At 74.0% G+C, this 24,666-nt stretch carries 22 protein-coding genes; 9 read left to right on the forward strand and 13 right to left on the reverse strand.

Annotated features, from left to right (window positions below; all coding sequences use genetic code 11):
* Nucleotides 1-9 precede the first annotated feature (9 nt).
* The 5 genes from LG634_RS28825 to LG634_RS28845 form a co-directional block, all read right to left on the reverse strand.
* Entirely contained in the window at nucleotides 10-1,920 is a 1,911-nt protein-coding gene (locus LG634_RS28825; protein ID WP_372482512.1) for an amidohydrolase, read from the reverse strand.
* Between the two features lie 226 nt (nucleotides 1,921-2,146).
* A complete protein-coding gene (locus LG634_RS28830) occupies nucleotides 2,147-2,974 on the reverse strand; it encodes an alpha/beta fold hydrolase (protein ID WP_226737914.1) in 828 nt (275 codons plus the stop codon).
* A gap of 107 nt (nucleotides 2,975-3,081) precedes the next feature.
* Nucleotides 3,082-3,666: a Dps family protein gene (locus LG634_RS28835; protein ID WP_226737916.1), complete on the reverse strand. Its 585-nt coding sequence runs from the start codon at nucleotides 3,664-3,666 to the stop codon at nucleotides 3,082-3,084.
* Between the two features lie 112 nt (nucleotides 3,667-3,778).
* Entirely contained in the window at nucleotides 3,779-4,267 is a 489-nt protein-coding gene (locus LG634_RS28840; RefSeq protein ID WP_226737918.1) for a DoxX family protein, read from the reverse strand.
* A gap of 5 nt (nucleotides 4,268-4,272) precedes the next feature.
* Nucleotides 4,273-4,935 (reverse strand): hydrolase, encoded by a 663-nt coding sequence (locus tag LG634_RS28845; RefSeq protein ID WP_226737920.1) that lies wholly within the window; start codon nucleotides 4,933-4,935, stop codon nucleotides 4,273-4,275.
* A gap of 323 nt (nucleotides 4,936-5,258) precedes the next feature.
* On the opposite strand from LG634_RS28845, the gene LG634_RS28850 reads away from it, so the two are divergent.
* Together LG634_RS28850 and LG634_RS28855 are read left to right on the forward strand one after the other, a co-directional pair.
* A complete protein-coding gene (locus LG634_RS28850) occupies nucleotides 5,259-5,708 on the forward strand; it encodes an SRPBCC family protein (protein ID WP_226737922.1) in 450 nt (149 codons plus the stop codon).
* A gap of 33 nt (nucleotides 5,709-5,741) precedes the next feature.
* Nucleotides 5,742-5,939, forward strand: a complete 198-nt coding sequence (locus LG634_RS28855) for a hypothetical protein (RefSeq protein ID WP_226737924.1) — start codon at nucleotides 5,742-5,744, stop codon at nucleotides 5,937-5,939.
* Between the two features lie 115 nt (nucleotides 5,940-6,054).
* Here the strand turns inward: LG634_RS28855 and LG634_RS38010 are convergent, their stop codons facing one another.
* Nucleotides 6,055-10,278, reverse strand: coding sequence for a S8 family serine peptidase (locus LG634_RS38010; protein WP_308072690.1), 4,224 nt, complete (start codon nucleotides 10,276-10,278; stop codon nucleotides 6,055-6,057).
* Nucleotides 10,279-10,368: 90 nt separating this feature from the next.
* Between LG634_RS38010 and LG634_RS28865 the strand changes: the two genes are divergently transcribed.
* Nucleotides 10,369-11,322 carry a helix-turn-helix transcriptional regulator gene (locus LG634_RS28865; protein WP_226737926.1) on the forward strand — a complete coding sequence of 318 codons (954 nt, stop codon included), beginning with the start codon at nucleotides 10,369-10,371 and terminating at the stop codon, nucleotides 11,320-11,322.
* Between the two features lie 63 nt (nucleotides 11,323-11,385).
* Here LG634_RS28865 and LG634_RS28870 read toward each other — a convergent pair whose 3' ends face one another.
* Nucleotides 11,386-12,294 carry an NAD(P)-dependent oxidoreductase gene (locus LG634_RS28870; protein ID WP_226737928.1) on the reverse strand — a complete coding sequence of 303 codons (909 nt, stop codon included), beginning with the start codon at nucleotides 12,292-12,294 and terminating at the stop codon, nucleotides 11,386-11,388.
* An 83-nt stretch (nucleotides 12,295-12,377) separates the two neighbouring features.
* Between LG634_RS28870 and LG634_RS28875 the strand changes: the two genes are divergently transcribed.
* On the forward strand, nucleotides 12,378-12,749 hold the full coding sequence (locus LG634_RS28875; protein WP_226737930.1) for a winged helix-turn-helix transcriptional regulator: 372 nt from the start codon (nucleotides 12,378-12,380) through the stop codon (nucleotides 12,747-12,749).
* Between the two features lie 55 nt (nucleotides 12,750-12,804).
* On the opposite strand, the gene LG634_RS28880 is transcribed toward LG634_RS28875, so the two are convergent.
* The 4 genes from LG634_RS28880 to LG634_RS28895 all read right to left on the reverse strand — a co-directional run bounded on the left by LG634_RS28880 (nucleotide 12,805) and on the right by LG634_RS28895 (nucleotide 19,640).
* Nucleotides 12,805-14,988, reverse strand: a complete 2,184-nt coding sequence (locus LG634_RS28880; RefSeq protein WP_226737932.1) for a SpoIIE family protein phosphatase — start codon at nucleotides 14,986-14,988, stop codon at nucleotides 12,805-12,807.
* Nucleotides 14,989-15,499: 511 nt separating this feature from the next.
* Nucleotides 15,500-16,108, reverse strand: coding sequence for a CAP domain-containing protein (locus LG634_RS28885; RefSeq protein ID WP_226737934.1), 609 nt, complete (start codon nucleotides 16,106-16,108; stop codon nucleotides 15,500-15,502).
* Nucleotides 16,109-16,193: 85 nt separating this feature from the next.
* Entirely contained in the window at nucleotides 16,194-16,697 is a 504-nt protein-coding gene (locus LG634_RS28890) for a septum formation family protein (protein WP_226737936.1), read from the reverse strand.
* 102 nt (nucleotides 16,698-16,799) lie between these two features.
* Nucleotides 16,800-19,640 carry an ATP-binding protein gene (locus tag LG634_RS28895; RefSeq protein ID WP_226737938.1) on the reverse strand — a complete coding sequence of 947 codons (2,841 nt, stop codon included), beginning with the start codon at nucleotides 19,638-19,640 and terminating at the stop codon, nucleotides 16,800-16,802.
* 157 nt (nucleotides 19,641-19,797) lie between these two features.
* On the opposite strand from LG634_RS28895, the gene LG634_RS28900 reads away from it, so the two are divergent.
* From LG634_RS28900 to LG634_RS28910, 3 genes are all read left to right on the forward strand, one after another.
* Nucleotides 19,798-20,127, forward strand: a complete 330-nt coding sequence (locus LG634_RS28900; protein WP_264203730.1) for a VOC family protein — start codon at nucleotides 19,798-19,800, stop codon at nucleotides 20,125-20,127.
* Nucleotides 20,127-20,579 carry a pyridoxamine 5'-phosphate oxidase family protein gene (locus LG634_RS28905; protein WP_226737942.1) on the forward strand — a complete coding sequence of 151 codons (453 nt, stop codon included), beginning with the start codon at nucleotides 20,127-20,129 and terminating at the stop codon, nucleotides 20,577-20,579. Before LG634_RS28900 ends, LG634_RS28905 begins: the two co-directional genes overlap by 1 nt.
* A 71-nt stretch (nucleotides 20,580-20,650) precedes the next feature.
* Nucleotides 20,651-21,103, forward strand: a complete 453-nt coding sequence (locus LG634_RS28910) for an iron chaperone (protein ID WP_226737944.1) — start codon at nucleotides 20,651-20,653, stop codon at nucleotides 21,101-21,103.
* 53 nt (nucleotides 21,104-21,156) lie between these two features.
* On the opposite strand, the gene LG634_RS28915 is transcribed toward LG634_RS28910, so the two are convergent.
* Both LG634_RS28915 and LG634_RS28920 read right to left on the reverse strand, forming a co-directional pair.
* The gene (locus LG634_RS28915; RefSeq protein WP_226737946.1) at nucleotides 21,157-21,747 is read right to left on the reverse strand and encodes a GNAT family N-acetyltransferase; all 591 of its coding nucleotides are present in this window, start codon (nucleotides 21,745-21,747) and stop codon (nucleotides 21,157-21,159) included.
* 119 nt (nucleotides 21,748-21,866) lie between these two features.
* Nucleotides 21,867-23,081 carry an RNA-guided endonuclease InsQ/TnpB family protein gene (locus LG634_RS28920; RefSeq protein WP_226737948.1) on the reverse strand — a complete coding sequence of 405 codons (1,215 nt, stop codon included), beginning with the start codon at nucleotides 23,079-23,081 and terminating at the stop codon, nucleotides 21,867-21,869.
* A gap of 49 nt (nucleotides 23,082-23,130) precedes the next feature.
* On the opposite strand from LG634_RS28920, the gene tnpA reads away from it, so the two are divergent.
* On the forward strand, nucleotides 23,131-23,559 hold the full coding sequence (gene tnpA, locus LG634_RS28925; RefSeq protein WP_226737950.1) for an IS200/IS605 family transposase: 429 nt from the start codon (nucleotides 23,131-23,133) through the stop codon (nucleotides 23,557-23,559).
* 104 nt (nucleotides 23,560-23,663) lie between these two features.
* Nucleotides 23,664-24,464: a DUF6193 family natural product biosynthesis protein gene (locus tag LG634_RS28930; RefSeq protein ID WP_226737952.1), complete on the forward strand. Its 801-nt coding sequence runs from the start codon at nucleotides 23,664-23,666 to the stop codon at nucleotides 24,462-24,464.
* Nucleotides 24,465-24,666: the final 202 nt, after the last annotated feature.

Genomic DNA, 24,666 nt, shown 5'->3' on the forward strand with positions numbered 1-24,666 from the left:
CTTCCCGGGTCAGTGCGCGAAGCAGGGGTCGACGGCGGCGGTCCCGGCCGGCGGGAGGGTGCCGCGGTCGGCGCGCCACCGGCGGTGCTCCTCGGACTCGGCGACCGCCTCGGCCATGGCGTCGGCCTGCCGGGCGCCGGCCGACCGGTAGCCGCCGAAACGGGATACGGGGCTCCAGTCGGGGACGACCGGCGGCAGGGGCTCGTCGAGTCCCTCGTACTCGGCGGCGGCGTGGACGATCCGGCCGCCGACCACGGTGAGCACGGACTCGATGCCGGGGATGGCGGCCTCGGGCACGGTGAAGTAGTCGGCGGACAGCACCGCGAGGTCGGCGAGGAAGCCCTCGCGCAGCATGCCCTTGGTGTCGTCCTCGCCGGTCAGGCGGGCACCTCCGCGCGTGTACAGCTCCAGTGCGGTCTGCCGGTCGAGGAGGTTGGCGGCGGGGTACAGGGCGGTGCCGCCCACGGTGCGTCCGGTGACCAGCCAGTGCAGCGACACCCAGGGGTTGTACGAGGAGACGCGGGTGGCGTCGGTGCCGGCGGCGACGGTCAGCCCGCGGTCCAGCATGGCGCGGACGGGCGGGGTGCGGGAGGCGGCTTCGGCGCCGTACCGCTCCAGGAAGGCGGTGCCCTGGAAGGACATCCGGTTCTGTACGGACAGGGCGCCGCCGAGGGCGGCGATCCGGTCGAGGCTGTCGTCCGAGACGGTTTCGGCGTGGTCGAAGAGCCACCGGCTGCCGGCGGGGAAGAGCCCTTCGGCGGCGAGCTTCTCGAAGACGGCGAGGTCGCGGCGGATCGTCTCGTCGTAGGTGGCGTGCAGGCGGAAGCCCCAGCCGTGCTCGGTCAGGAGGCGGACGGCCTGCTCGAACTCCGCCTCGTAGCCGGGGGCGAGTTCGGGCCGCGGTTCGGAGAAGTTCTCGAAGTCGGCCGCCGCCCAGGTCAGGTTCTCTCCGGCGCCGCCCAGCCGCAGCCACTCGTCGCCGTCGCCGGGCCGGGCGGTACGTGTCCAGCGGCGCAGGTCGGCGAGCTCCTGTCCGGCGGTCTGCGGGAAGAGGTGGTAGGTGATGCGCAGCGACAGCTCGCCGGAGCGGGCCAGGTCGACGACCGTGGCGTAGTCGTCGGGGAAGTTCTGGAACCCGCCGGCCGCGTCGACGGCCGAGGTGAGGCCGAAGCGGTTGAGTTCGCGCAGGAAGTGGCGGGTGGAGATCCGCTTTTCGTCGGGGTCCAGGGTGGGTGCCTTGGCGAGGGTGGAGTAGAGGAGCAGGGCGCTGGGCGCCGCGAGCAGCACTCCGGTCGGTTCGCCGTCGCGGCCGCGGACGATCTGTCCCCCGCGCGGGTCGGGGGTCCCCCGGTGGTAGCCGGCAGCCCGTACGGCGGCCCGGTTCATCAGGGCCGACTGGTACAGGTGCAGGACGAAGACCGGGGTGTCGGGCGCTGCCGCGTTGAGTTCGGCGACGGTCGGCATCCGGCGTTCGGCGAACTGTTCGGCGGTCCAGCCGCCGACGACGCGGATCCACTGTCCCTTGGGGGTGCGGCCGGCCTGCTCGCGGAGCATCGCCAGCGCGGCGCGCAGGGTGGACACGCCGTCCCAGCGCAGTTCCAGGACGTAGTTGAGGCCGCCGCGGATGACGTGCAGGTGCGAGTCGTTGAGGCCGGGGACGACCCGGCGGCCGAGGGCGTCGACGACCCTGGTCTGCGGTCCGGTGTGGGGGGCCAGGTCGTGGTCGTCGCCGAGGGCGAGGATCCGGCCGTCGCGGACGGCCAGGGCGGTGGCGGCGGGCCGGGCCGGATCGCCGGTGTGGATCCTGGCGTTGCGCAGCAGGAGGTCGGCGGCGGCCGGGCCGCCTGTGCGGGCCGTCGGGACGATCCCGGCCACGGGCATGGCGGGGCCGGGCGTGCCAGGCGTCGTGGGCCGGGTCATGCGAGGGCCTCGCGGAGGGTGCGGACGGTGATCCGGACTGCCGGGACGGCGGGTTGTGCGACGGGGGGTGCCGGGGCGGTGGCGGGGGTGTGCGGCATGGGGGCTCCTTGCTGCCGAGAGGGGTGGGGGCGGTGGCCGGCGGGGCGGAAGGCGGCTGGTGCCGGGGTGGGCGGGGCCGGCTCCGGGGGTGGGAGACGGCCCCGCCCGGCAGGGGTGACCGGTCAGGTCAGTCCAGGAAGGCCAGCAGGGCGGAGTTCACCTCGTCGGCGTGCGTCCACAGCAGGCCGTGCGGGCCGCCGGGCACGATCGTCAGCTCGGCGCCGTCGATCAGCTGGGCGAGCGGGACCGCGGTGGCGTCGACGGGCAGGATGCGGTCGGCGTCGCCGTGGATGATCAGGGTCGGGACGTCGATCCGCGGCAGGTCCGCGCGGAAGTCGGTCAGCCAGGCCTGGACGCAGTCGAGGGTGCCCTTGGCGGAGGCTCCGACGGCGACGTTCCAACTGGCCTGGACGGCCTGCTCGCTGATGCGCTCGGGCAGGACGTCGGTGTTGTAGAAGTCCGCGAGGAACGAGGTCATGAACGCGAACCGGTCGGCGGCGATGGCCTCCTCGATCCCCTTGAAGACGCTGCCGTCGACGCCGCCCGGGTTGTCGTCGGTCTTGAGCAGGAACGGCGGGACCACGCCGATCACGACCGCCTTCTCGATCCGTTCGGAGCCGTAGGTGCCGAGGTAGCGGGTGACTTCGCCGCTGCCCATGGAGAAGCCGACGAGCACGGCGTCGTGCAGGTCCAGGGTGGTGAGGACGGCGTTCAGGTCGGCTGCGAACGTGTCGTAGTCGTACCCGTCCGCCGGCTGGTCGGAGCGGCCGAAGCCACGCCGGTCGTACGTGATGACGCGGTTGCCGGCGGCGAGCAGCGCGGCCGTCTGCTTCTCCCAGGAGGCGCCGTTGAGGGGCCAGCCGTGGATCAGCACCACGGGGCGGCCGGCGCCATGGTCCTCGTAGTAGAGGCGGATCGGGGCGGAGGTGCCTTCGGCGACGTCGATGTAGGGCATGGGTGTTCCTTCGGTGCGGGTCCGACCTCGGCCACTGGGGGGAGGAGGACGGACGGTGGGTGGGGCCGGCGGGTTTCGCCGGATGGGGACGGGGGCGTCCGCCGGGGTCAGTCCCGCGGGGCGGAGGTGTCCGCGAGGGTGGCTGCCAGGAACCACACCTGGGCTTCGCCGGTGCGGACGACGCCCGACACGAGGAGGTCGGCCGTTCCCTCGTCGCCTGCGGAGGCGGCCCGTGCCGCCGCGTCGCGGGCCGCCGGGAGGATGCGTTCGTGGGCGTCCAGGAGGCGGGCCAGCATGGCGGGTACCGGTTCTACGCCGTCCGGCGGGCGGGGTACGCAGGTCAGCTCCGCCACGTGCCGGGGGTCGCCCACGGCGACGCCGCCGAGGGTCTGGATCCGCTCGGCCAGGGCGTCGACGAGGGCGAGTTGCTCACCGGCGTGCCGGTCGAGCATCAGGTGCAGGGAAGGGAAGGTGGGCCCGTGTACGAGCCAGTGGTGCTTCTTGTAGAGGGAGTGGAGGACCTGGGTGTCGGCGAGGAGCCGGTTGAGCCCGTCGCAGCTGTGTGAGCGGACGTCGTCGCCGAGCCCGAGCGGCAGGGGCCTGAGCGTGCCGAAGGGCTGGATCTGCGGGCCGTTGCGGGGCAGGGGCGGTGGGCCGCCGTGGGCGGGTGACTCCGCGGGTGCGGGGTGCATCTGGTGGTGCTCCGGAGGGAGTGGGTCGGATGTGCGGGGAAGCGGCGAGGTGCCGAGGAGGCGTCCGGCCGCCGTCGTGGGGCCGGGCGGGCGGCCGGACCCGGCCACAGCACTAGGAGGCGGGCCGGTGCAGGGCGAGCCGGGTGAGGAGGCCGCTGCCGATGCCGGCGGCGAGCACGGGGACCGTCCACCACAGCGGGTACGGCGTGAGGCCGATCAGACGGTCGAGTGACCAGGCGCCGGGGCCGGTTGCGGCGAGCGCGGCGGCGCTGACGATCAGGACCAGCGGGTATTCGTAGCCGTCGTTCTGGACCCACAGGCCGTGCGGCCGCTTCACGGTGAGGGCGACGGTCATCACCCCGATGGCGCCGGTCGCGGCGAGGGGCGTCAGGAGGCCGGCGGCCAGCAGCAGCCCCGACCCGATCTGTCCGGCGCCCGCCGCGAGCGCGGTGAGGGCGCCGCCGCGGAAGCCGTCGGCACGGAACTCCTCGGAGCCGGCCGCCAGCCCCCGGCCGCCGAGGTGCGTGCTGATCTTCTGCACTCCGTGGCCGGCGATCAGCAGGCCCACGAGCAGACGCAGGACGAGAAGGCCGGTGTCCACGGGGGTCAGCCGGCGGCGTGCGCGCCGAGGATGCTCTGCGCGTACACGACCCCGAGGCCGTAGGCGCCCGCGTGCTCCTTGACGACCTCCATCACGGCGCCGTACGTCTCCTGGCGGGCCCAGTCGCGCTGGAGCTCCAGCAGCACCTGCACCCAGGTCACCGGAACGGCGCCGGCGGCCGTCATCCGGGCGATGGCGTGCTCGTGGGCGGCGGGGGTGACGCCGCCGGAGGCGTCGGTGACGACGTAGACCTCGTAGCCCTGGGCCAGCGCGGACAGGGCGGGCAGGACCAGGCAGACCTCGGTCCACAGCCCGGACAGGACGATCTTCCGGCGGCCGGTGGCCTTGACCGCCTCGACGAGGGCCTCGTCCTCCCAGGCGTTCATGCTGGTGCGGTCGACGGGCTTCTGGTCGGGGAAGACGGCGGCGAGATGGGGAAGCAGGGGGCCGGAGAAGGACTCGGCGGCCACGGTCGTCAGGACCGTCGGCACGTCGAAGGCCCGGGCCGCCTTGGCCAGGCCCACGGTGCTGTTGATGATGGCGGCGCGGTCGCCGCTGCCGGTGCCGAAGAACATCTGCGGCTGGTGGTCGACGAAGACCATGACGGCGTTGTCGGGGGTGAGGAGGTCTGCGCTCGGGGTGGCCTGTACCTGGGTGATGTCGAACATGGGGGTCCTCTGTGACGGGGGTTGATGCCGGGTTCGTGCCGGCGGCGGTCGATCCCGCCCCGCTCGGCACGCCCCGAACCTATGGCCGCTGCTGCGGCCGGAGTTGACCGTCCGTGCCTGGTGACTGGCCCGTGAGCGCACTGCCGCGGCAGCGCGTCGTCTCCTTCGGTCGGCCGGGGGGAGGGCGTCCGATGGGTGTGTCCGGTGCCGGAGAGGAAATTCGGGAGGTCGTGCGGAACGAGGTGTGCGTGCGCGGAGGCGGGGCAACCGAGCGGCGAGGGGGTGGGGACGAGGGGGGCCGTCGAGAGGAGTGAGTGATCAGGATGTCGCAGGTCAAGGAGTCGATCGAGGTCAACGTCCCGGTGCGCGCCGCGTACGACCAGTGGACGCAGTTCGAGACGTTCCCGGAGTTCATGGACGGTGTGGAGCGGATCGAGCAGCGCACCGACACCCTCACCCACTGGGTGACGAAGATCGGCGGAGTGGAGCGCGAGTTCGACGCGGAGATCACCGAGCAGATCCCCGACAGGAAGGTCGCCTGGGTGACCGTGGGCGGGGACACCGAGCAGTCCGGGCTGGTGACCTTCCATCCCATCGACCCGTCCCACACCGAGGTCACGCTGCTGATGGACTTCGACCCGGACGGGATGGCGGAGAGCATCGGCGACAAGCTGGGGTTCGTCGACCGCCAGGTCAAGGGCGACCTGAAGCGGTTCAAGCACTTCATCGAGGACCGCGGCGCACCGACCGGCGCCTGGCGCGGGGAGGTCTGACCCGCCGACGCCCCGTCCACGAAGGAGGCCGTCGTGACCGTCGTGACCGTCGTGACGAAGACCCGGATCCGGGGAGAGGGCACCCCGGCGAGCCCGGCGCCGGAGCCCCGCGAACCGGACCCGGTGCCCCGCGACCCCGATCCCCCGGGGGAACCGGACCGTGATCCCCGGCCGGAGGAGCCCGCCCCCGGACCGGTCAACCCGCCGCCCGTCCCGGAGCCGCCCGACTGACGGCCGTGCTGAAGGCCGTGCCGAAGGCCGTACACGCGTGCCGGCCGGACCCGGGTCTCCGGGTCCGGCCGGCACGGCTTCGGGCGTACGGTCACGCCCGTCGGGTGCGGACGGGTCAGCGGCGGAGGTTCAGGCGGTGGACGCCGCCATCGACCGTGCCGACGTAGAGCGTGCGGCCGTCGGGGGCGGCGGCCAGCCTGGTGGCGTCGGTGTTCTGCAGGCCGCTGGAGATGTTCTCCCAGGTGAGGCCGTTGTCGGTGCTGCGGAGCACGCCCCGGCCGCCCTGGACGAGGCCGGATGCCCGCGAGCCGGTGGTGGCCGCGTAGAGCGCTCCGCCGACCCGCAGCAGGTCGGAGACGTGGACGGCGAGCGGGCCGGTGTCGGCGGTGCGGAAGGTCGTGCCGCCGTCGGTGCTGGTCCGCACGGCCGAGCCGCCGACGACGAGGCGCCGGCCGTCCATGAGGATCGAGGAGACGGGCCCCTCGGCGACCTTGGTCTTGGTGACGCCGCCGTCGTCGGAGCGGTAGAGACCGGAGGCGTTGCCGAGCCAGATGCGCCGCGGGTCGCGCGGGTCTCCGGCCATGGCGTCGAAGGACCGCTCGTGGAAGAGGTTCTTCCACGTCCGGCCGCCGTCGGTGGTCGCGAACAGTCCGTCGCCGAGGATGCTCCGGAAGCTCACGGACACCCGGTCGGGGTCCGCAGGGTGGACCAGGAGGGAGGTCGGCACCTCCGAGGACGTGCCCTTCACCTGCCAGGTCCGGCCGGCGTCGGTGCTGCGGGAGACCTCGAAGAGGCCGGTCGCGGTGCGGCGGATCTGCCACACCGTCTTGGTGCCGCGGGGCGAGACGGCGATGTGCGAGGTGTGGCGGCCGGTCATGCCTTCTCCCCCGGACTTGCCCCACTCGGGGCCGGCGACGGGGATCGCGGTGCCGTAGGTGCCGCTGACCGTGCCGGCGAGCAGCCGGTCGCCGGCGACCGCGAGGGCATCGGTGGTGAGGCCCTGGACGCCGATCCTCCGGTAGCCGGTGCCGGCGGCCGAGCCGCGGTACAGGCCGTCCTGTTCGCTGGAGACGGTCACCGAGCCGTCGGCCCAGCGGTCGTAGTCCATCGCGATGGCGGCCTTCGAGGGGGCGGGCAGCGGCTTCCAGGTCCGGCCGTGGTCGCGGCTGACCTGCCCGGCGCCGAACAGCACGCGCAGGTACAGGTCGCCGCCCGAGGCGGACAGTCCGTTGCCGCCCGTCGCCAGGGGCAGCAGGGTGGTCCAGGTGCGGCCCTTGTCGTAGGAGCCGCGGACGCCCGTGCCGGGAATGTAGGCGGCCACCACGGCCGGGTCGGCCGTCATGCCGCGGACGGTGTTCACCGGCTCGTCGAGGATGCGGTGCGCCGGACCGGGGTCGCCCGTGCCGACGCCGTCGATCCGCCAGACGGCGTCGAAGGTCGCCGCGTACAGGGTGTCGCCGACGAGGGTGGCCTCGCGTACGCCGCCGGTCACGCCGGTCGGGTACGTCGTCCAGCGTTCGCCCGCGTCCGTGCTGACGAGCAGCGAGCCGCCGGCCACCGCGGCGAGGGTGCGGGTCTGCTCGTCCGCGACGAACGCGTCGATGTGCACGTCGGGCACGTCGAGCTTGCGCCAGGTGCGGCCGTTGTCGTCGGTGCGCAGGATCGTGCCGCGGCGGGTGGGGTCGGCGGCCGTGTTCACGGCGTACCACCAGCGGTCGGCGCGGCGGGCGTCGACCACGACCGCTCCGGTGCCGCTGCCGTCGGCGATCGGCAGCCTGCCGACCTGGCGCCAGGTGGCGCCGCCGTCGGTGGTCAGCCAGGGCGCGGCCTTGCGGTACTGGGTGACGACGGCCTGCTTCGGCCGGGCGGGCGAGAGGGCGAGCCAGCCGGCTTCGCTGTGGGGGCCGACGGGTGCCCAGCGGTCGCGGCGGCTGCTTTCGGGGGTGACCTCGAAGGCGCCGGTGCCGGTGATCCGCCGGCCGTCGGTGGTGGTGGCCCGTACGGTCAGCCGGTAGGCGCCGGCGGTCTTCCCGGTGACGTCGGCCTGGTAGTAGCCGGCGCCGTTCATGGTGGTGGGCAGGGTGAACGCCGTGCCGCGCGGCGGTGTGACGGTGATCTGCGGGGGTGCGTTCAGGGCGGCGGGGGCGGCGACGTGCACGGTGGAGCGGCCGTCGCTGGGGTCGGGGGACGCCTGGACGGCGAGGTGCCGGACGACGAGCAGGTACGGCACCCGCAGGGCCGGGCCGCGGGCGGGGGTGGCGGTGATCCGACCGCTGATCTCCGTGTCGCCGGCCGGGCGGGCGGCGCGCAGGGTGACCTTGACGGTGGTGGCCGATCCGGCGGGGATGGTGGCCCGCTGCGGGGAGACGGTGGCGGGGCCGGTGCTGCCGAGGGTGACGGTCAGCGGCTTCTTGCCGGGGTTGGTCAGGCGTACCTTCGCGGTGCCGCCGACGGTTCGCCCCCGCAGGTCGGCGAGGCCGAACGAGACGGACGTGGGGGCGGCGCCTAGGGCGGCCGATGCCGCGGCGGCCACGTCGAGCCGTCCGCTGCCCTGGGCGGTGGGGCCGGTGCCGGCGAGCGGCTTCGTGGTGCCGACCAGGGCGGACCTGATCGCGTCGGGGCCTTGGTCCGGGCGGAGTTGGCGCAGCAGGGCGGCGGCTCCGGCGACGTGCGGGCTCGCCATCGAGGTGCCCGACATGCGGTAGACACCGGGTCCGTACATCGAGGTGGGGATCGTGGAGCGGATCTCCACGCCGGGTGCGACCAGGTCGGGCTTGAGGCCGAAGCCGGTGCCGGGGCCGCGCGAGGAGAACGAGGCGATCCGGTCGGTGGCGTCGGTGCCGCGCAGGGTGACGGACGGCCTGCCGGTGGCCAGGGCGCGGCTGAGCTGGGCGTACTGGGTGGTGTCGATGCCCATGACGACCAGGCGGTCCATGCGCAGCGAGTCGCCGGATGCGGTGGCCCGGGTGAGGTCGGGGCGGGCGGGGGTCGCCTGCGCGCCGACCGTTCCGGGGGCGGCGGCGAGGACGGGGCCGGAGCCGGCGGGCAGCCCGCCGAGGACGGCGAGGGCGCCGCGCTTCTCGGCTTCGCGCGCCCAGTCGATGTCGTGCTGGCTGAGGACGTCCGTGACGGGCGGGACGAGGATGTCGGCGCGCAGGATCTTGCCCCGTACGTCGCCGACGCGCTTCCAGTCCTCGGCGGTGCCGGCGCCGACGTCCACGAGGGGTGCGGTGACCGGCTTGCGCGGCGGGTTCGCGGAGAGGATGCCGCGGTACGTCTGGATGAGTTCGGGCTCCTTGCCCGCCAGGTACGCGCTGGGTGTCCGTATGCCGCTGGTGGAGGCGCCGACGGCGATGACGCCGTCGGCCGAGGCGGGGGTGCTGACGGTGCCGGGGCCGGGGCCCGCGTTGCCCGCGGCGGCGACGACGACCACTCCGGCGCGTACGGCGGCGGTCGCCGCGCGGCCCAGGGGGTCGGTGCCGTCGCCGGGGCCGCCGAGGCTCATGTTGACGACGTCGGCCGGGTGGGGGCCGGCCGGGTCGGCGGCCGCCTCGATGCCGGCGATGATGTCGGAGGTGTAGCCGCTGCCGTCGGCGCCGGTGACCTTGTAGGCCAGCAGGCGTGCGTCGGGCGCCATGCCGGTGACGCCGCCCTTGCGGGCCGCCTTGCCGGCGATGATGCCCGCGACGTGGGTGCCGTGGCCGTTGTCGTCCATCGGGTCGGCGTCGCCGTTGGCGAAGTCGAAGCCGCCGACGACCTTGTGGCCCTTGCCGAAGCCGCCGCCCAGGTCGGGGTGGCCGTAGTCCACGCCGCTGTCGAGGACGGCGACGACGGTGCCCTTGCCGGTGGCCTTCGCCCCGGTCGGGTCGGTGCGCTTCCAGACCTCGGGCGCGCCGGTCAGCGGCACGCTGGTGCCCGTGTGGACCTGCATGCGGGTGTCGGGCCGGACGGCGGTGACGCCGGGCAGTGCGGCGAGGGCCGCCGTCTCGGAGGCGGGCACGGTCATCGCCACGGCGTTGACGAGCAGGCCGAGTTTGCGGGGTGCGGCGGGGTGTAGTCCGGCGTTGCGCACGGTCCGGACGAAGGCGTCCTGCCGTGCCGCCAGGGCCCGCCGGGCGTCGGCGACGGCGGCGGTGCCGCGGGCGGACGGGGAGGTGAGCGAGCCGCCGGGGGCGGCTGCGACGGCGGCGTCTCCGGAGAGTTCGACGATGACCCGCTGGTTCGGGTCGGGTGCCTTGGCGGTGGCGGTGCCGGGGGTCGCGGTCAGCGTCCCGGCGAGCGCGACGGTGGTGACCGCAACGGCCGCCAGGCGCGGGGTACTTCGTTGGTTCTTGGCCATGGGAAGAGTCCTAGCGCCGAAGTCACTCTCCGTACAACGGATCTTGGAGGCCTCTTGATGCCGCTGGCACAAGTGGGCCAGTATCCGCATATGACGCACGAACTCACCGCGGCAGGGATCGATCCGTTCGACGAGGGCGTCTACCGGGCGGTGCTGGCCCGGCGTACGGCGGCTCCGGGTGAACTCGCCGCCGATCTCGGCTGTTCGCCGCTGCGCGCGGCCAGGGCGCTGGACCGGCTGCACGACCACGGGCTGGTGGGGCGGCTCGCGGGAGTGCGCAGGCGGTACGCGGCGATCGAGCCGGCGGCCGCGGTCGAGTCGCTGGTGCGGACCAAGGCCGCGGAGCTGGACCGGGTGCGGGCGGCTGCGGGCGAGCTGTCCCGGCTCTTCGCGGCGGCCCAGACGGGCACGGCCGGGGAGGACCAGGTGGAGATCGCCACCGGCCGCGAGGCGCTCGGCCGCTGGTTCGTCCGCCTCCAGCAGGAGGCTCGCGAGGACGTCATGACGCTCGACCGGCCGCCGTACGCGCTGACCACCTCCAACCCGGTGGAGAGCACGGCGCTGGGGAGGGGGGTGCGCTACCGGGCCGTGTACGCCCCGGAGGCGCTGGAGTGGCCGGGGGTCCTCGACGACATCCGCGGGCTGGTGCGCCGCGGCGAGCAGGCCCGGGTGATGCCGGGCCTGCGGATCAAACTGGCCATCGCGGACCGCCGGCTGGCGCTGATGCCGCTGTCGCTGGACCTCGACGGGGTACGCGCCGCGGTCATCCGGCCCTCCACGCTGCTGGACGCCCTCACCGACTACTGGGAGCTGTGCTGGAAGCAGGCGCTGCCGCTCGACGTGCCGGCCGAGGACCCGCTCGGCGAGGAGGACCGGCTGGTGCTCACCCTGCTGGTGAGCGGCCTGAAGGACGAGGCCATCGCCCGGCAGCTCGGCTGCTCGGTGCGCACCATGCGCCGGCGGATGAGCCGCCTCCACAAACTCCTCGGCGCGGCGAACCGTTTCCAGGCGGGTGTGGTCGCGGCTCGCCGCGGGTGGATCTGACGCGGCGGGGCCGGCGCTCCGGCGAGGGCCGGGGCAGGTCAGGCCCCGACCCTGCGGTGGGCCCTACTGCGGGGCCCGGATGCTGTCGATGATGCGCGTCCAGTTGTCGCCGCCGTGGCCGTTCTTGATGGCGTGCAGGTAGTGGGACTGCACGGCCAGGGGGAGGGCGAGGTCGAGGCCGAGGGACTCGCTGGTTTCGAGGATGTGGTCCGCCGTCGCACCCATCATGGTGACCGTGCTGAGGTCGCCGGGGTGCTCTCCGGCATCGAGGGCGGTGCCCGGGTTCTCCTCGCCCGCCTTCAGGATGGCGCCGACCGAGTCCGCGGTGGCGAGCAGTTCGGGGAGCGCTTCCTTCGCTGCCATTCCTGCGGCGCCCAGCATGGCGGTGGCGTGCATGAGGGCGGACAGGGTGGTGAGGAACACGGTGAGTTGGGCCTGGTACATCATCTGGGCGAGGCCCGGATCCTCGCCGAGGTACTTGGGTGTTCCGAGCAGGGTCAGCGGTGCCCGGTGGCCGTCCAGCGCCTCGGCGCGGCCGCTGTAGTAGACGTAGGACGCCTCCGTGCCGACCATCGGGGCGGGGACCATGACGCCGCCGGTGAGGAACGCGGCCCCGTGGGACGCCGCCCAGGCTTCGGCCTCGCGGGTGCGTTCGGGGGTGTCGGAGCTGAGGTTGACCAGCGTACGGCCGGCGAGCGAGGCGGTGGCGTTGCCGAGGATGTCGTACATCGCCCGGTAGTCGGTGAGGCTGAGGATGACGAGGCCGCTCGCCTCGACCGCGTCCTGCGGGGTCGGAGCGAGGGCCGCTCCTTCGGCGACGAGGCCGTCGGCCCGGCTCGCGGTGCGGTTCCATACGGTGACCGGGTGGCCGGCGGTGAGGAGGGTGCGCGTCATCGCCTGGCCCATCGGGCCGAGCCCGATCACGGTCACGGGGCCGGCGTGGCTGGTGGTGGTGTCCTGTCGTTCGTTCACTCCTCCATGCTCGAAGAGTGCCGATATTCTCGGAAGTACCCACTATTTACTGCGGTACTTACCTTTTGGTTAGGGGGGCCGAGATGGCCAAGTCGTCGCGGACCGGTCCGTACATCTGCGGCATCGATGCGGCGCTCGACGTGGTGAGCGGCAAGTGGAAGGGGCTGATCCTCTGGGAGCTCGACACCCATCGGGTACGCCGCTTCGCCGAACTCCGGCGCGGTCTGCCGGGAGTGAGCGAGAAGATGCTGACGCAGCACCTGCGCGAGATGGAGGCGGACGGCCTGGTGCACCGTCAGGTGTTCGCCGAGGTGCCGCCGCGGGTGGAGTACTCGCTGACCGAACACGGGCACACGCTCAACCAGGCGCTCGGGCCGCTCGGTGCGTGGGGGATCGAGCGGATCCGGCGCGAGGGCTCCGAGAAGGTTCCCGTCCCCGAGGCGTCATCCGCCTGAGCGGCCGGAGCGCCGGCGCCGTGCACGCGCCGGGGCGCACACCGCGGCCACCGCCTCATGTCCGGACCCGGCCGGCGGGCGGGGGCGGGGCCGCGGTGGTGCGCAGGAGGAGGACGGCGGTGTCGTCGGTGTAGTTGGCCGTGGGCCAGGCGTGCCGGATGAGGTGGTCGATGAGGTGGTCCACGTCCTGGTCGTGGTGGCGGGCGAGATGCTCGGCGAGGTCGGCGGCGGTCCGGTCCGCGTCGGTGCCGGGCACTTCCACGAGTCCGTCGGTGTAGAAGGCGAGCGTGGTCTGCGGCGGGAGGGCGAAGTCGCTGACGGGGTACGCCGTCCCCGTGTCGATGCCGAGCAGCGGGGCGGGGTCGAGTCCCACGACGAGGCCCGGCCGGCCGGGGCGGTGCAGGAGCGGCGGCGGGTGGCCGGCGCTCGCCAGGGTGGCTCGTCCGCGGGCGAGGTCGATCCTCGCGTACAGGGTGGAGACGAGCAGGTCGGTGCCGAGGTCCATCAGGACCTGGTTGGTGCGGGCCAGGACCTGGTCGGGCGGGGCGCCGGCGGTGGCGCGGATCGCGGTGCGCACCTGGCCCATCAGGGCGGCGGCGGCGACGTTGTGGCCCTGTACGTCGCCGATGACGGCGGCGACGGTGGTCGCGTCGAGGCGGATGACGTCGTAGAAGTCTCCGCCGATGTCCATGCCGCGGCCTGCGGGCAGGTAGCGGGCCGCCATCGCGAGGCCCGGCACCTCCGGGAGGCCGTGCGGCAGGAGCGTTTCCTGGAGTCCCAGGGCGAGGCCGTGGACGGCGTCGTAGAGCCGGGCCCTGTCCAGGGCCTGGGCGATCAGGCCGGCGAGGGAGGTGAGGACGGCGCGTTCGTCGGCCGTGAACGCGTGCGGCCGGTCGTAGGAGAGGATGCAGCAGCCGACGGGCCGGCCGGAGATGAGCAGCGGCAGGAAGGCCCAGGCCTGTTTGCCGCTCATGAGGGGGGCATCGGGGAACTCGCCCGCCATCTCCCGGGCACTGGCGAAGAACGACGGGACGCCGGTGGACAGGACGCGCCCGGCCGGGGTGACGTCGGTGCCCAGCGGCAGGCCGTCGAGGCGTTCGATGGCCTGCCGGTCGTAGCCGTGCCAGCCGGTGATCTTCAGGCGGCCGGCATCGGCCGCGGAGAGGACCAGGCCGTCGGCGCCGAAGGCGGGCAGGACCTGCCCGGCGACCAGCTCGACGACGTCGCTGACGGCCACGGTCTCGGTCAGGGCGGACGCCAGGTGCAGGAGCTGGTAGAGGCGTCCGCTGTGGGCGGTCCGGGACGCGGCGGAGGCGGAGCGGGCCGAGCGGGCGGCCCCGGACCCGTCGCCGTCGGTGACGGGAGCGGCGCCGCCGGGGGCGGGAGCGGGGGTGATGCGGACGCTGATGCCGCCGGCGTCCGGGTAGAGCTCGAAGCGCAGGCGGCGGTCCGGGGGCTGCGGGGCGGTGAACTCGACCGGTTCGCGGCTGATGACGGCGGTGCGGTAGTGGTCTTCGACGGCCGGCTGGTCCAGCCAGGGCAGGGACTGCCAGGGCCGTGTCCCCAGCAGCCGGTCCGCCGCCCGGCCGAGCAGGGCGGCTGCCGCGCCGTTCACGAACGTGATCCGTCCCTCCAGGTCCAGGGCCAGCGCGCCCTCGGGCAACCGCTCGGCGTAGTCGGCGGCCGCCTGCCCGGTCCGGCCGGCGTACGGGTGCGGCTCGGCGAGTTCCACCCGGTGGGGCTGCTCGGGCGCCTCGGGCGGGTCAGGGTGTTCGTCGAGGGCGTACGCGATGTGGCGGGCCTCGGCGGAGATGTGACCGCGCTCGCGGCGGGTGGCACGCTCCGGGTGGGTGGCAGGCCACAGCAGGACCAGGCCGCCCCAGCGGCGCGTGCGTCCGGACAGCGGCGCCGCCGCGAGGGCGAAGCGGTACGGCAGGCTCGCCGCGACCCGCGGGTACGCCCGGGCCAGGTCCTCCTGCGAGCCGACCCACACCAGGCGGTCCTCGCGGACGGCCTCGCAGACCGGAGCGGTGGTCGCGAGCGGGATCCGCCGCCAGGGCCACACCACCTCTTCCGGCAGCCCGCACAGCACCGCCAGTGCGAGGGTCCGGCCTGCGTCGTCCAGCAGGTAGAGGGCCCCCGCGGAGGCGCCGGTCCGATGGACGGCCCCGACCAGCGCGGTGGCGAGCAGCCCCGTCCCGGCGGGCCGCTCTCCGGAACCCGGCGGGGCAGCGCACATATCAGGACCATACGCCGGGAAGCGGGACCGATCGCGTCGGCCGGGGCGGGGCCCGTCGGGGCGGGGGCGCGGTCGGGTGGGTGACCGACGGGGCGGGGCGCGTGCGGGGCGGTCAGGCCGGCAGGCGGCTGCCGCACCGGGGGCAGACGCGCGGCGCCGGTGCGTCCGCGAGCCGGCCGCACTCGGGGCAGACGAGGTGAAGCAGGCAGGCGGGGTCACCGCCCGGGGCGTCCGGGCCGTACGGGGCGGCCGGGGCCGGGCGCGGGGCGGCCGCTGTGGCCGGGTCGGGGCCCCCGACGGGCAGGTGTGCGCCCGTCCCCTCGTGTGCGGGGGCATCGGCCTCGTCGGCGCGGACTCGTCGCGGCACCTGGCGTCCCCGTTCCTTCGGGTGTCTTCCGGCTGTCCACCGGGGGTTTTCCGGGGTCCACCGGGGTTTTCCGGGGTCCACTGGGGACTTCCCGGGTTCGGTCCGGATGGTTCGCCGTTCATCTACCCCGTGTGCGGCCCGGTATCACTGCTGGCAGCGGCCGAAGGTGACCACGTACGTGCCGGCCGTCGTGGAGGCGGCTCCTGCGCGGTCGGCCGAGCCGGGCTGGGCCCAGGGGCCGATGTCGCGGAGGGCCGACTTGAGGATGATGGCGCGGTGGCCGGGGCTGTTCATCCACCAGTTGACGGCTGCCTGCGGGGTTCCCGATCCGCCCCAGCCGGTGTACGTGATCTCGCTGAACTCCCACGAGCGGGGGTTGGGACAGTACCCGGCCGCCTGGATGCGGGTCTGCGGCGTGGAGCCGGTCTGCGGGTTGCGGTGGGAGTCCTTGCCCGGTCCCCACCACTTGAGCCGGACGGCGGCGACGGCGTGCTGCCGGGCCGCGTCCGTAAGGGCCTGGTTGACCGTGAGCTGTGGCAGCCCGCGCTGGGCGCGCTGCACGTTGATCAGGCACAGCACGGCCTGCCGGGCCTGTTCGGCGGTCGCGGCGGTGGGAGCCTGGTTGGCGGCGGTCGCATCGCAGGCCGGGGCGGCGGCCGACGGGGCCGCGAGGACGGGCAGGAGCGTGGCCGACAGGGCGGCGGCCATCGCCGTACCGAGCAGTCTTGCGGTGTGCGTGGTGTGACGGTGCACGGTGGATGCACCTCCCGTGATCTCGGCGACGGCGTGGCCCTCGGTCCGGGCCGGGCGGCGCGACGCCGCAGCCAGGCGGGTGTGTTCAGGGCGTGCCGGCGCGGACCGAGCCGGTGGTCGGGCCGGTGGGGTCGCCGAGGAAGCAGACGACCTTCCGGGCGCCCAGGTCCCAGGTGTCGGCGGACGGATGGTGGTGGTACACGGACATCGTGTCCGGGAGCTCCGCATCGGCGCCCACGTAGCCGGAGACCGCGGCCGGGCCGCACCTCTCGCCGGCGACGGCGATGATCTTCTTCTCTCCCGGGTAAGGCCCGTCGGGCATGTTGAAGGTGACGAACGCCTCCGACTGGTGCGGCTGGTCGCAGGGGACGATGTCCACCGACGACGGAGCTCGCCCCGACTCGTCGGTCTTGTACTCCTTCAGCTCGAGGCTGCTGTTGAAGCAGTCCCCCACCTCGACCTCCAACGTTTCCTCGGAAGCGGCGGCACCGAAGGCCGGGCCGGCTCCGGCGGCACCGAAGAGCAGTGCGCAGGCGAGGGTTATGCCGTGGGCGGTGCGGGGACGCGGTGTTCGGAACGGTCTGGACATACGCGTGGCACTCCTTGTGCTGTGTGCGAGACGCGACGGTCGTTCCCCCTTCCCACGCTACGCCCGGGTGGCCCCCCGGGCCCGGCGGGGGCGGCCGGACCTCTACTGCTCCGTCGTCCGCCCCGCCGGAGCGGCGGGGCGCGGCCACGTCACCGGTACGGGTGTCAGGCCGAGGTCGGTCATGGCGGCGGCGCCGGTCGTGGCGTGCGGGGCGCCGGCGAGGAGGAGGGTGCGGGCGCGCTGGTAGGGACAGCCGGCTGCCGCGAATGCGGGTGCGGTGGCGAGCAGTTGGGGGAGGTCGCCGTCGAGGAGTGCCTGCGCGCGGTCCACCAGGGCGGTGGCGAGCGGGTTGCCGGCGACCACGCGGCGCGCGGCGGCGATCCGGGCCGCAGCGTCCGGGTGTCCGGCGAGGACCGCGGCCTCGGCCCGGAGCGCCTCGTACCAGTGCAGCCAGACCCAGCAGACCCACTTCCACACCTGGTCCGGCTCGGGTGCGATGCGTTCCAGGGCCGCCTGGGCGTTGCCGTGGTGGAGCAGGACCATGGTGTCGAAGACGGCGCCGTGGCCGTACCGGTGGTCCTCCTTGCTGCCCGCCCGGTCGCTGATCGAGAGCCAGGCCGCCCGGGCCTCGTGGTCGCCGCGCAGGCCGTGGACCATCGCGACGGACGCGGCGGCCGGTCCGAGGGAGAACGACCGCTGCCGGCCGGTGTGTTCCCAGGCGTCGTGGAAGCGGACGCTGCTGGTGAGCACCGCGTCGGCGTCGCCGGCGAAGGCGTCCGCGACCAGCAGCCAGGAGGTGGCGTGGTCGCCGACCTCGGCCAGCTGCGGCCGGTCCGCGAGTTCGCTCCCCCACCGGCGGGCCGCCGGCAGCTCGCCGGTGCCGACGGCGGTCGCGGCGGCCATGGCGAGGGCGTCGATCAGCTCGTGGGTGCGGGCGGGGGCGCTCGGTGCCGCGGTCAGGATGTCGAGGCGGGCACGGGCGGCGGCTGCTGCGGCGAAGCTCTCGCCGGCCCAGCTCCGGGCGCCGGACAGCGCGTCGAGGGCGGCCGAGTGGGCCACCGGGTCGCCTGCGTGCCGGGCGAGGCCGACGGCCCGTTCGGCGCATGCGACGGTGTCCGGCGCGGTGTTGTCGGGGGCGCCCTGGACCGCGCCGAACGCGTCGGCGACCACGGCCGCCTCGGCCAGCGCGAGGGCCGCCGCGACGGCCGGGTCGTCGTCGCCGCTCAGTGCGCGGGCAGCCGCGAGCAGGCCGGTGACCTCGTCCGCGGGCGGGACCGGGCCGGTGAACGTGCTGGAGAAGCGGTAGGCGGCGGTGGCGGCGGCCGCCAGGTCCCGGGCGGCCCCGGCGGTGTCCCCGGTCCGGCGGGCGGCTTCGGCGGCGGCCCGGTGCAGGCGGTACATGTCGTCGCCGCTCCGGCGGCACCCGGCCACTCCGGCGGCCTGCCGCAGGGCAGCGGCGGCGCCGGCGCCGTCGGCCAGCCGGGCCGCCTGCTCGTACCGCTGCTGGGCCTCGCCCAACAGGTTCCGGGTGAAGGCCAGTTCGGCCAGGGAGCGGGCGAGGCGGCATGCTTCCGTACGCCGTTCCGGTCGGCCCGCGGCCCAGGCCAGGGCGGTCCTCAGGTCTTCCGCGACCGCGTCGAACCGGGCGCGCCAGTCGGGGCCGCCGCCCTCCCGGAGTCCGGCCGCGCCGGCCAGGCACCAGACCAGGTGCCGGGACCGGATCTCGTCGAGTTCGCCGGCGTCGGCGAGCCGCTCCGTGCCGTACTGGCGGAGTGTCTCCAGGGCCTGGTAGCGGGTTCCGGTGTCGGACGGCGTCACGGCGAGGAGGCTCTGCTCGGCGAGCCGGCCGAGCCCGTCGGCGACCGCCGCCGCCTCCAGCGGGGCGAGTCCGGCGACCTCGGCGGCCGCGTCGGCGGTGAACGGGGCGACGAACGCCGACACCCGCCGCAGCAGCGCCCGGTCCTGCGGTGCGAGCAGGTCGTGGCTCCAGTCGAGGACGGCCCGCACCGACCGGTGCCTGCCGTCGGCGCGGGGGCCGCCGGCGAGGATCCGGAGCTGGTCGTCGAGGCCGGCCGCCAGGCCGTCCAGGCCCAGTGTGGACCAGCGGGCGGCCGCGAGTTCGATGGCCAGCGCCATGCCGTCGAGCCGTTCGCACAGCGCCGCGATCCGGTCGTGCTCCGCCGGGGCCGGGGCCCTGCCGACCGCCGCCGCCCGTTCCAGGAACAGGGCCGCCGCCTCCGATGCGCCGCCGCCGACGCGTGACAGCGGCGGCACCGGGAAGACCCATTCGAACGGCACCATCAGCCGGGCCCGGCTGGTGGCGAGGACCCGTATCCCCGGGCATGCCACGAGGAGCCGTTCCAGGAACGGGGCCACGCCGTCGCGCACCTGCTCGCAGTTGTCCAGCACGAGGAGCGCCTGACGGTCCGCCAGTGCGGCCACCAGCGCGTCGTCGATGCCGCGTCCGGGCTGCTCGCCCACGCCCATGGCCGCCGCGACGGCCGCGCCGACCCGCTCGGGATCGGTGACCGGGACCAGGTCGACGAAGCAGACCCCGTCGGGGAACTCGACCGCCACGTCGGCCGCGACCGCCAGCGCCAGCCGGGTCTTGCCCACCCCGCCCAGACCCACCGCCGTCACCAGGCGACGTTCCGTCACTTCCCGTGCCAGTGCGGTGCGTTCGCGCGTCCGGCCGACGAACGCGGTCAGCGGAGCGGGCAACGGGGATGCCGGGCGGGCCCGCTCGGCAGGGGGCGGCCCGGGCGCGCGCCGGGACAGCGCCCGCCGGTCCGGCACCTCCAACTTCCTCAGCAGCGAGGAGACATGGGACTCGACCGTCCGTACGGAGATGAACAGCCGCGCGGCTATCTCTGCGTTGCTCAGGTGCTCACCGAGCAGCGCGAGCACGTCGGCTTCCCGGGCGGAGATCACTGGAGTGGACACCGGGTCATTATCCGTAGTGCTTTCCGTGGTGAGCACGGAGGCGCCCCGTACCCCGCCCGGGGGAGGCTGTGGGCACAGGGAACGAGCCCGGGAACGCACCGGGCCGACGGGTTCCGCGACGACAGGAGTGACCGTGACCAGCTCTTCCGTGCAGGGGATGAAGACCGTGCTGCATCCCGTGTCCGACCTCGCCCGGGCCAAGGCCGTGTACGCGGCGCTGCTCGGTGTCGGGCCGCAGACCGACGGGCCGTACTACGTCGGTTTCGAGGCCGCCGGCCAGCACGTCGGGCTCCTCCCGGGCGGCGGGCCGCAGGGCCTGACCGCGTCGCTGGCCTACTGGCACGTGGCGGACATCGAGGCGAAGGTCGCCGAACTGGCCGCGGCGGGCGCCACCGTGAAGGAGACGGCGCACGACGTCGGCGGCGGCCGCCTGGTGGCGACCGTCATCGACCCCGACGGCAACCTCATCGGGCTGGTGCAGGACTGATGGACGCCCCGCCCCGCTCCCGCGCACAGCGCCGTAGCGACGTCGAGCACCGGCTCGGCCACGATGTCGACGTCTGGGTCGCCAGTGCCTCGGCCGACGGCGTCCCGCACTTGGTGCCGCTGTCCTTCGACTGGGACGGCGAAGCACTGCTGGCGGCCACTTTGGCGGCGAGCCCCACGGGCCGGAACCTGGCGGCTACCGGGACCGCCCGGCTGGCCCTCGGCCACACCCGCGACGTCGCGCTGATCGACGGCGCCGTCGAGGTCCTCGCCCTCGACGCGCTGCCGCCGCACGTGGGTGACCGGTTCGCCGCGCGCACCGGCTTCGACCCGCGCTCCCTGGCCACCGGGTACCGCTGGTTCCGGATCACTCCGCAGCGCATCCGGGGCTGGCGGGAGGAGAACGAGCTGGCCGGCCGCGAGCTGATGCGCGACGGCCGCTGGCTGGTCTGACGCCTCGTCCGGGGTCCGTACGGCCCCTCCCCGCAGTTCACCCACCGGACATCACGTGAAGGAGTTCCACCATGAGCAGCACCGACAGCCGCACCCACGAGGGTTTCACCGCCGAGGAGCGCGCCGCGATGAAGGACCACGCGCAGGACCTCAGGAAGGCGGCGCGCCGCGGCTCCAAGGCGGAGCGGGCGGCGCAGGAGGCTCAGGACGTGCTCGCGAAGATCGCGGAGATGCAGGACACGGACCGGGCGATGGCCGAGCGCATCCACGCCGTCGTCACCGCCACCGCCCCGGCCCTGGCGCCGAAGCTCTGGTACGGGATGCCGTCGTACGCGCTGGACGGCAAGGTGGTCTGCTACTTCCAGAGCGCGGAGAAGTTCAAGTCCCGGTACGCGACCCTCGGTTTCAGCGACCAGGCGAAGCTGGACGACGGCCCGATGTGGGCGTCCGCCTTCGCCCTGACCGGTACGACGGCCGAGGTGGAGGCGCGGGTCGCCGCCCTGGTGAAGCAGGCGGTGAGCTGAGGCGGCTGCCCCCGCCGCGGCGGCCGGCTCGCCGGCGCGAGGGCCGGGCGGTGTCAGGGCCGGGCGGCGCGGACGAGGGCGTGGAGGTGCATGTCGTGGCGGCCGTCGTCGTGGCGGGCGGCGCTGCGTTTGGTGCCTTCCAGCAGGTAGCCGGCCTTGGTCGCGACCCGGCACGAGGCGTGGTTGCGCGTGGAGTGGTCCAGCTCCAGACGGTGGAAGCCGATCTCCTCCACGGCCCAGGTGCTCAGCGCGAGGAGTGCCCGTGAGGCCGTGCCGGCGCCGCGGGCCGCCGGGAGGACCCAGTAGGCCGCGTCGGCAATCCCGTCGTCGAAGTCCCAGCCCCGCAGGGCGATCCGGCCGAGGACCCCGCCGCCGTCGCGGGTGATCGCCCAGTGTCCGCCGGCCTCACGCTCCCAGTCCCGGCGGTAGGCCTCGAACCATTCCCGGACCTGCGGTTCGCCGTCGGGCCGCCGGGTGTGCCAGCGGCGGGTCTCCTCGTCCGCGTAGGCGGACAGGAACGCCGGCGCGTCGGCGTCCTCCCAGGGACGCAGCAGCAGCCCCCCGTCGGCGCGCACCACGGGCTGCGGCCGGCTGCCGAGCCGACCGGAACGGATGACGGGCGGCGTCGACAGGGCACGGGGCATGCACCATGATCGCCTGATGGGGATCCCGCACGTCGACGGGGCCGGGGGTTGGGATCGTTCGGTGGGGTCGGAGGATTGTGGTCGTGACTCCTCCCCGGTGTAAACGCCGGGGCTTCTCGCTAAGCCGGGTTGGCCTCACGACGGACCAGCCCGGCCCGTAGAATGTTGATGGACCCCACTGTGTCAGCGTGCGCCTGGTGGTCACAGGCGACGCAGTGGAACTTCTCCTGGGTGGGCCGGTTCTCCTTCGCGGTGTGCCCGCATTCGGGGCACTCGCGGGAGGTGTTGCGGGGGTCCACGGCGATCACTTCCCGTCCGGCGCTCTCAGCCTTGGCGTGCAGGATCGTCAGGAACACCCCCCATCCGGCATCAGAGATCGAACGGTTGAGGCCCGTCTTCGCCGCTGCGCCGTTGGGCAGGAACGCCCCCGGCTTGTCGGGGTCGGGCGTGGGTGCGGCGGTGCGCACCATGTTGCGGATCGTCAGGTTCTCGTGCGCGATGAAGTCGTGCTCACGCACGAGGTCAAGGGCGGTCTTGTGGGCGTGGTCGAGGCGTTGGCGTCGGACCTTGCGGTGCAGATCGGCAACGCGCTGGACGGCCCGCTGGTGGTTGCCGGTGCGCTTGTCGCGGCGCACGCGGGGGAACCGGCTGAGGGCCCGCTGCGCCTTCTCCAGCTTGGCGGCGGCCTTGCGGCCGTGGCGGGGGTTGGGCACGAACTCGCCGTTGGAGTCGGCGAGGAAGTTGGCTATGCCCATGTCGATGCCGACCACGGCCCCGGTCGCGGGTAGCGGCTCGGGCTGGATCTGCTCGGCGGTGAGGATGACGTACCAGCGCTTGCCCTCGCGCTTGACGCTGACGGTCTTGACCGCGCCGACGACCGGCCGGTGCCGGTTGACCTTGACGTGACCGACGCCCTGGAAGCGGACGCGGGTCACCGGGTCGTGCGGGGTGGAGTTCCAGCGGCAGCCGTCGCCGTCTCGGGGGAAGTCGACCGTGTCGAACCAGTTGACGCCTCGGAACCGGGGGTATCCGGGCGTCTCGCCGGACTTGACCCGGCGGAAGAACGCGGCGAACGCCTTGTCCAGACGGCGGAGTGTGGCCTGCTGGCTGGAGAATGACCAGCGGCCCTGACGCTCCGGGTCGAACGCCCGGATGTCCTTCAGCTGCGCGGACTGCCGGCCGTACTTGACCGAGGTCTTCGACGGGTGCCGGTATGCGTCTCGCCGTTCCTGCAGCGCCCCGTTGTAGAGCAGGCAGTGATCGCGCAGCATCTCGGCGAGCGCCTGCGTCTGGCCCACGGTGGGCCGCATGAGGAACTTGTACGCACGGATCATCCGGCCCACCCCCCCTTCAAGGTCAACACGACCACACTACACTTGGCCCATGTCACCACGCTGGGAACCAGACCCCGATATACGGCGGGGAAACCATGTCGTCCACCACCTGCACGCGCACTTGGTGTTCGTCACCAAGTACCGGCGTGAGATCTTCGATGACGTCATGCTGACCCGCTGCGAGACGATCATGCGGGACGTGTGCGAAAGCTTCGGCGCAGAGCTCCGGGAGTTCAACGGCGAAGGCGACCACGTCCACCTCCTGGTGCACTACCCGCCGAAGGTCTCCGTCTCCAAGCTGGTCAACAGCCTCAAGGGCGTCAGCTCCCGATACCTGCGAGCCGAGTACACCGGCCGCATCAACCGGACCGGCATGGGGCCCGTCTTCTGGGCACCCTCGTACTTCGCGGGATCCTGCGGCGGCGCACCGCTCAGCATCGTCAAGGAATACATCGAGAACCAGAAACGACCCATCTGACCGCCACCACGAAGGCGCAGAGACCAACGGCGCTCCGCGCCTCCGTGCCAGGGATCGCATTCCCGCCCGGCCCAAAGACCGGGATTCCCTGCGAAGATCAAGGGATGGATGATGCCTCTTCTCTTCGTGATGTCGGCCGGGCGGATGTGCCGGAGGCCGTGCGGCCCGATCCGGGGCTGCATCCGGAGGTGGTGGCCGCCGGCGGGGATCTGGTGTCGGCGCTGCGGCGTGCTGCCGAGGGGATGGGCGTCGACCTCGGGGCGGTTCGTGGGGCGGATTCGCCGACGGACCGCTGGAGGCTCGCGATCGCGCGCGTCGAGGGTGAGCGGGGCTGGTTCTCCGTGACCCTCCCGCAGAACGGACGGGAGTTCCGGAGGGGGTACCACGTCTTCCTGTGGTGGGTGGGGGCCGGGGACGCCCAGGTCGGCGTCGACGACCTGGAGACCGCGGTCGAGATGGCGCAGGCGTGGCGGGCCGGAATGAAGTTCAGCGAGTTCCAGGCGCGGTGGCCGTCCTTCCGGATCGATGGGCTCCTCCTGGCGCACGAGCGGGGAGAGGCCGTCGCGTTCCAGTGGCAGCGCGTGCGGGACACCCCGCACGACCTGATCGACCCCGAGATCGTCGAAGCGGCGTACGCGGCCCCAGCGCTCCGTGCGCTCTTTCCGCTGGTCAGCCACGGCAGCCTGCAGTTCAGCCGTTACACCCATGACCCTTGTTCGCACGACGTCCCCAGCCTCCACCCGCTGTTCGGAGGCGGCTGGGCGGTGCGTGCCGGGGTCAACCGGAGTGAGGTGCCGGATCGGGACGCCGCCACGGCGGCGGAGGCCGTCGAGTACCTCGTGTCGGTCCTGCCCGAGGGCTGCGGTCCGGCGGTGGAGGGGCCTGCCGAGCTGCTGACCAACTGAGCCACGACGCGACGGGCGGCACGGCAGGCCCGCCGGCGCGGGGCCGCCGAGGGGCGGTTTCGCGCCAATCGTGCGGCGCGGCCGCCTGATCGTCCGGCGCCGTGCGGTGGCCCGCCACATCGGCACACGGGTCACACCTGTCACATCGGCCACGGCAGTGCCGACCGAGGATCGGGCTCCCGGGTCCTTTGCTCGGACAAAT

Origin of the sequence: Streptomyces bambusae (assembly GCF_020532645.1) — a bacterium.
Lineage (GTDB): Bacteria > Actinomycetota > Actinomycetes > Streptomycetales > Streptomycetaceae > Streptomyces > Streptomyces bambusae.

Excerpts from the sequence above, each read along its gene's own strand:
- LG634_RS28830 (WP_226737914.1), bottom strand. The coding sequence starts at position 2,974 with ATGCCCTACATCGACGTCGCCGAAGGCACCTCCGCCCCGATCCGCCTC.
- LG634_RS28880 (WP_226737932.1), bottom strand. The coding sequence starts at position 14,988 with ATGTGCGCTGCCCCGCCGGGTTCCGGAGAGCGGCCCGCCGGGACGGGG.
- LG634_RS38010 (WP_308072690.1), bottom strand. The coding sequence starts at position 10,278 with ATGGCCAAGAACCAACGAAGTACCCCGCGCCTGGCGGCCGTTGCGGTC.
- LG634_RS28835 (WP_226737916.1), bottom strand. The coding sequence starts at position 3,666 with ATGCACCCCGCACCCGCGGAGTCACCCGCCCACGGCGGCCCACCGCCC.
- LG634_RS28845 (WP_226737920.1), bottom strand. The coding sequence starts at position 4,935 with ATGTTCGACATCACCCAGGTACAGGCCACCCCGAGCGCAGACCTCCTC.
- LG634_RS28825 (WP_372482512.1), bottom strand. The coding sequence starts at position 1,920 with ATGACCCGGCCCACGACGCCTGGCACGCCCGGCCCCGCCATGCCCGTG.
- LG634_RS28890 (WP_226737936.1), bottom strand. The coding sequence starts at position 16,697 with ATGTCCAGACCGTTCCGAACACCGCGTCCCCGCACCGCCCACGGCATA.
- LG634_RS28875 (WP_226737930.1), top strand. The coding sequence starts at position 12,378 with ATGGCCAAGTCGTCGCGGACCGGTCCGTACATCTGCGGCATCGATGCG.
- LG634_RS28900 (WP_264203730.1), top strand. The coding sequence starts at position 19,798 with ATGAAGACCGTGCTGCATCCCGTGTCCGACCTCGCCCGGGCCAAGGCC.
- LG634_RS28920 (WP_226737948.1), bottom strand. The coding sequence starts at position 23,081 with ATGATCCGTGCGTACAAGTTCCTCATGCGGCCCACCGTGGGCCAGACG.
- tnpA (WP_226737950.1), top strand. The coding sequence starts at position 23,131 with ATGTCACCACGCTGGGAACCAGACCCCGATATACGGCGGGGAAACCAT.
- LG634_RS28915 (WP_226737946.1), bottom strand. The coding sequence starts at position 21,747 with ATGCCCCGTGCCCTGTCGACGCCGCCCGTCATCCGTTCCGGTCGGCTC.
- LG634_RS28910 (WP_226737944.1), top strand. The coding sequence starts at position 20,651 with ATGAGCAGCACCGACAGCCGCACCCACGAGGGTTTCACCGCCGAGGAG.
- LG634_RS28930 (WP_226737952.1), top strand. The coding sequence starts at position 23,664 with ATGGATGATGCCTCTTCTCTTCGTGATGTCGGCCGGGCGGATGTGCCG.
- LG634_RS28850 (WP_226737922.1), top strand. The coding sequence starts at position 5,259 with ATGTCGCAGGTCAAGGAGTCGATCGAGGTCAACGTCCCGGTGCGCGCC.
- LG634_RS28865 (WP_226737926.1), top strand. The coding sequence starts at position 10,369 with ATGACGCACGAACTCACCGCGGCAGGGATCGATCCGTTCGACGAGGGC.
- LG634_RS28905 (WP_226737942.1), top strand. The coding sequence starts at position 20,127 with ATGGACGCCCCGCCCCGCTCCCGCGCACAGCGCCGTAGCGACGTCGAG.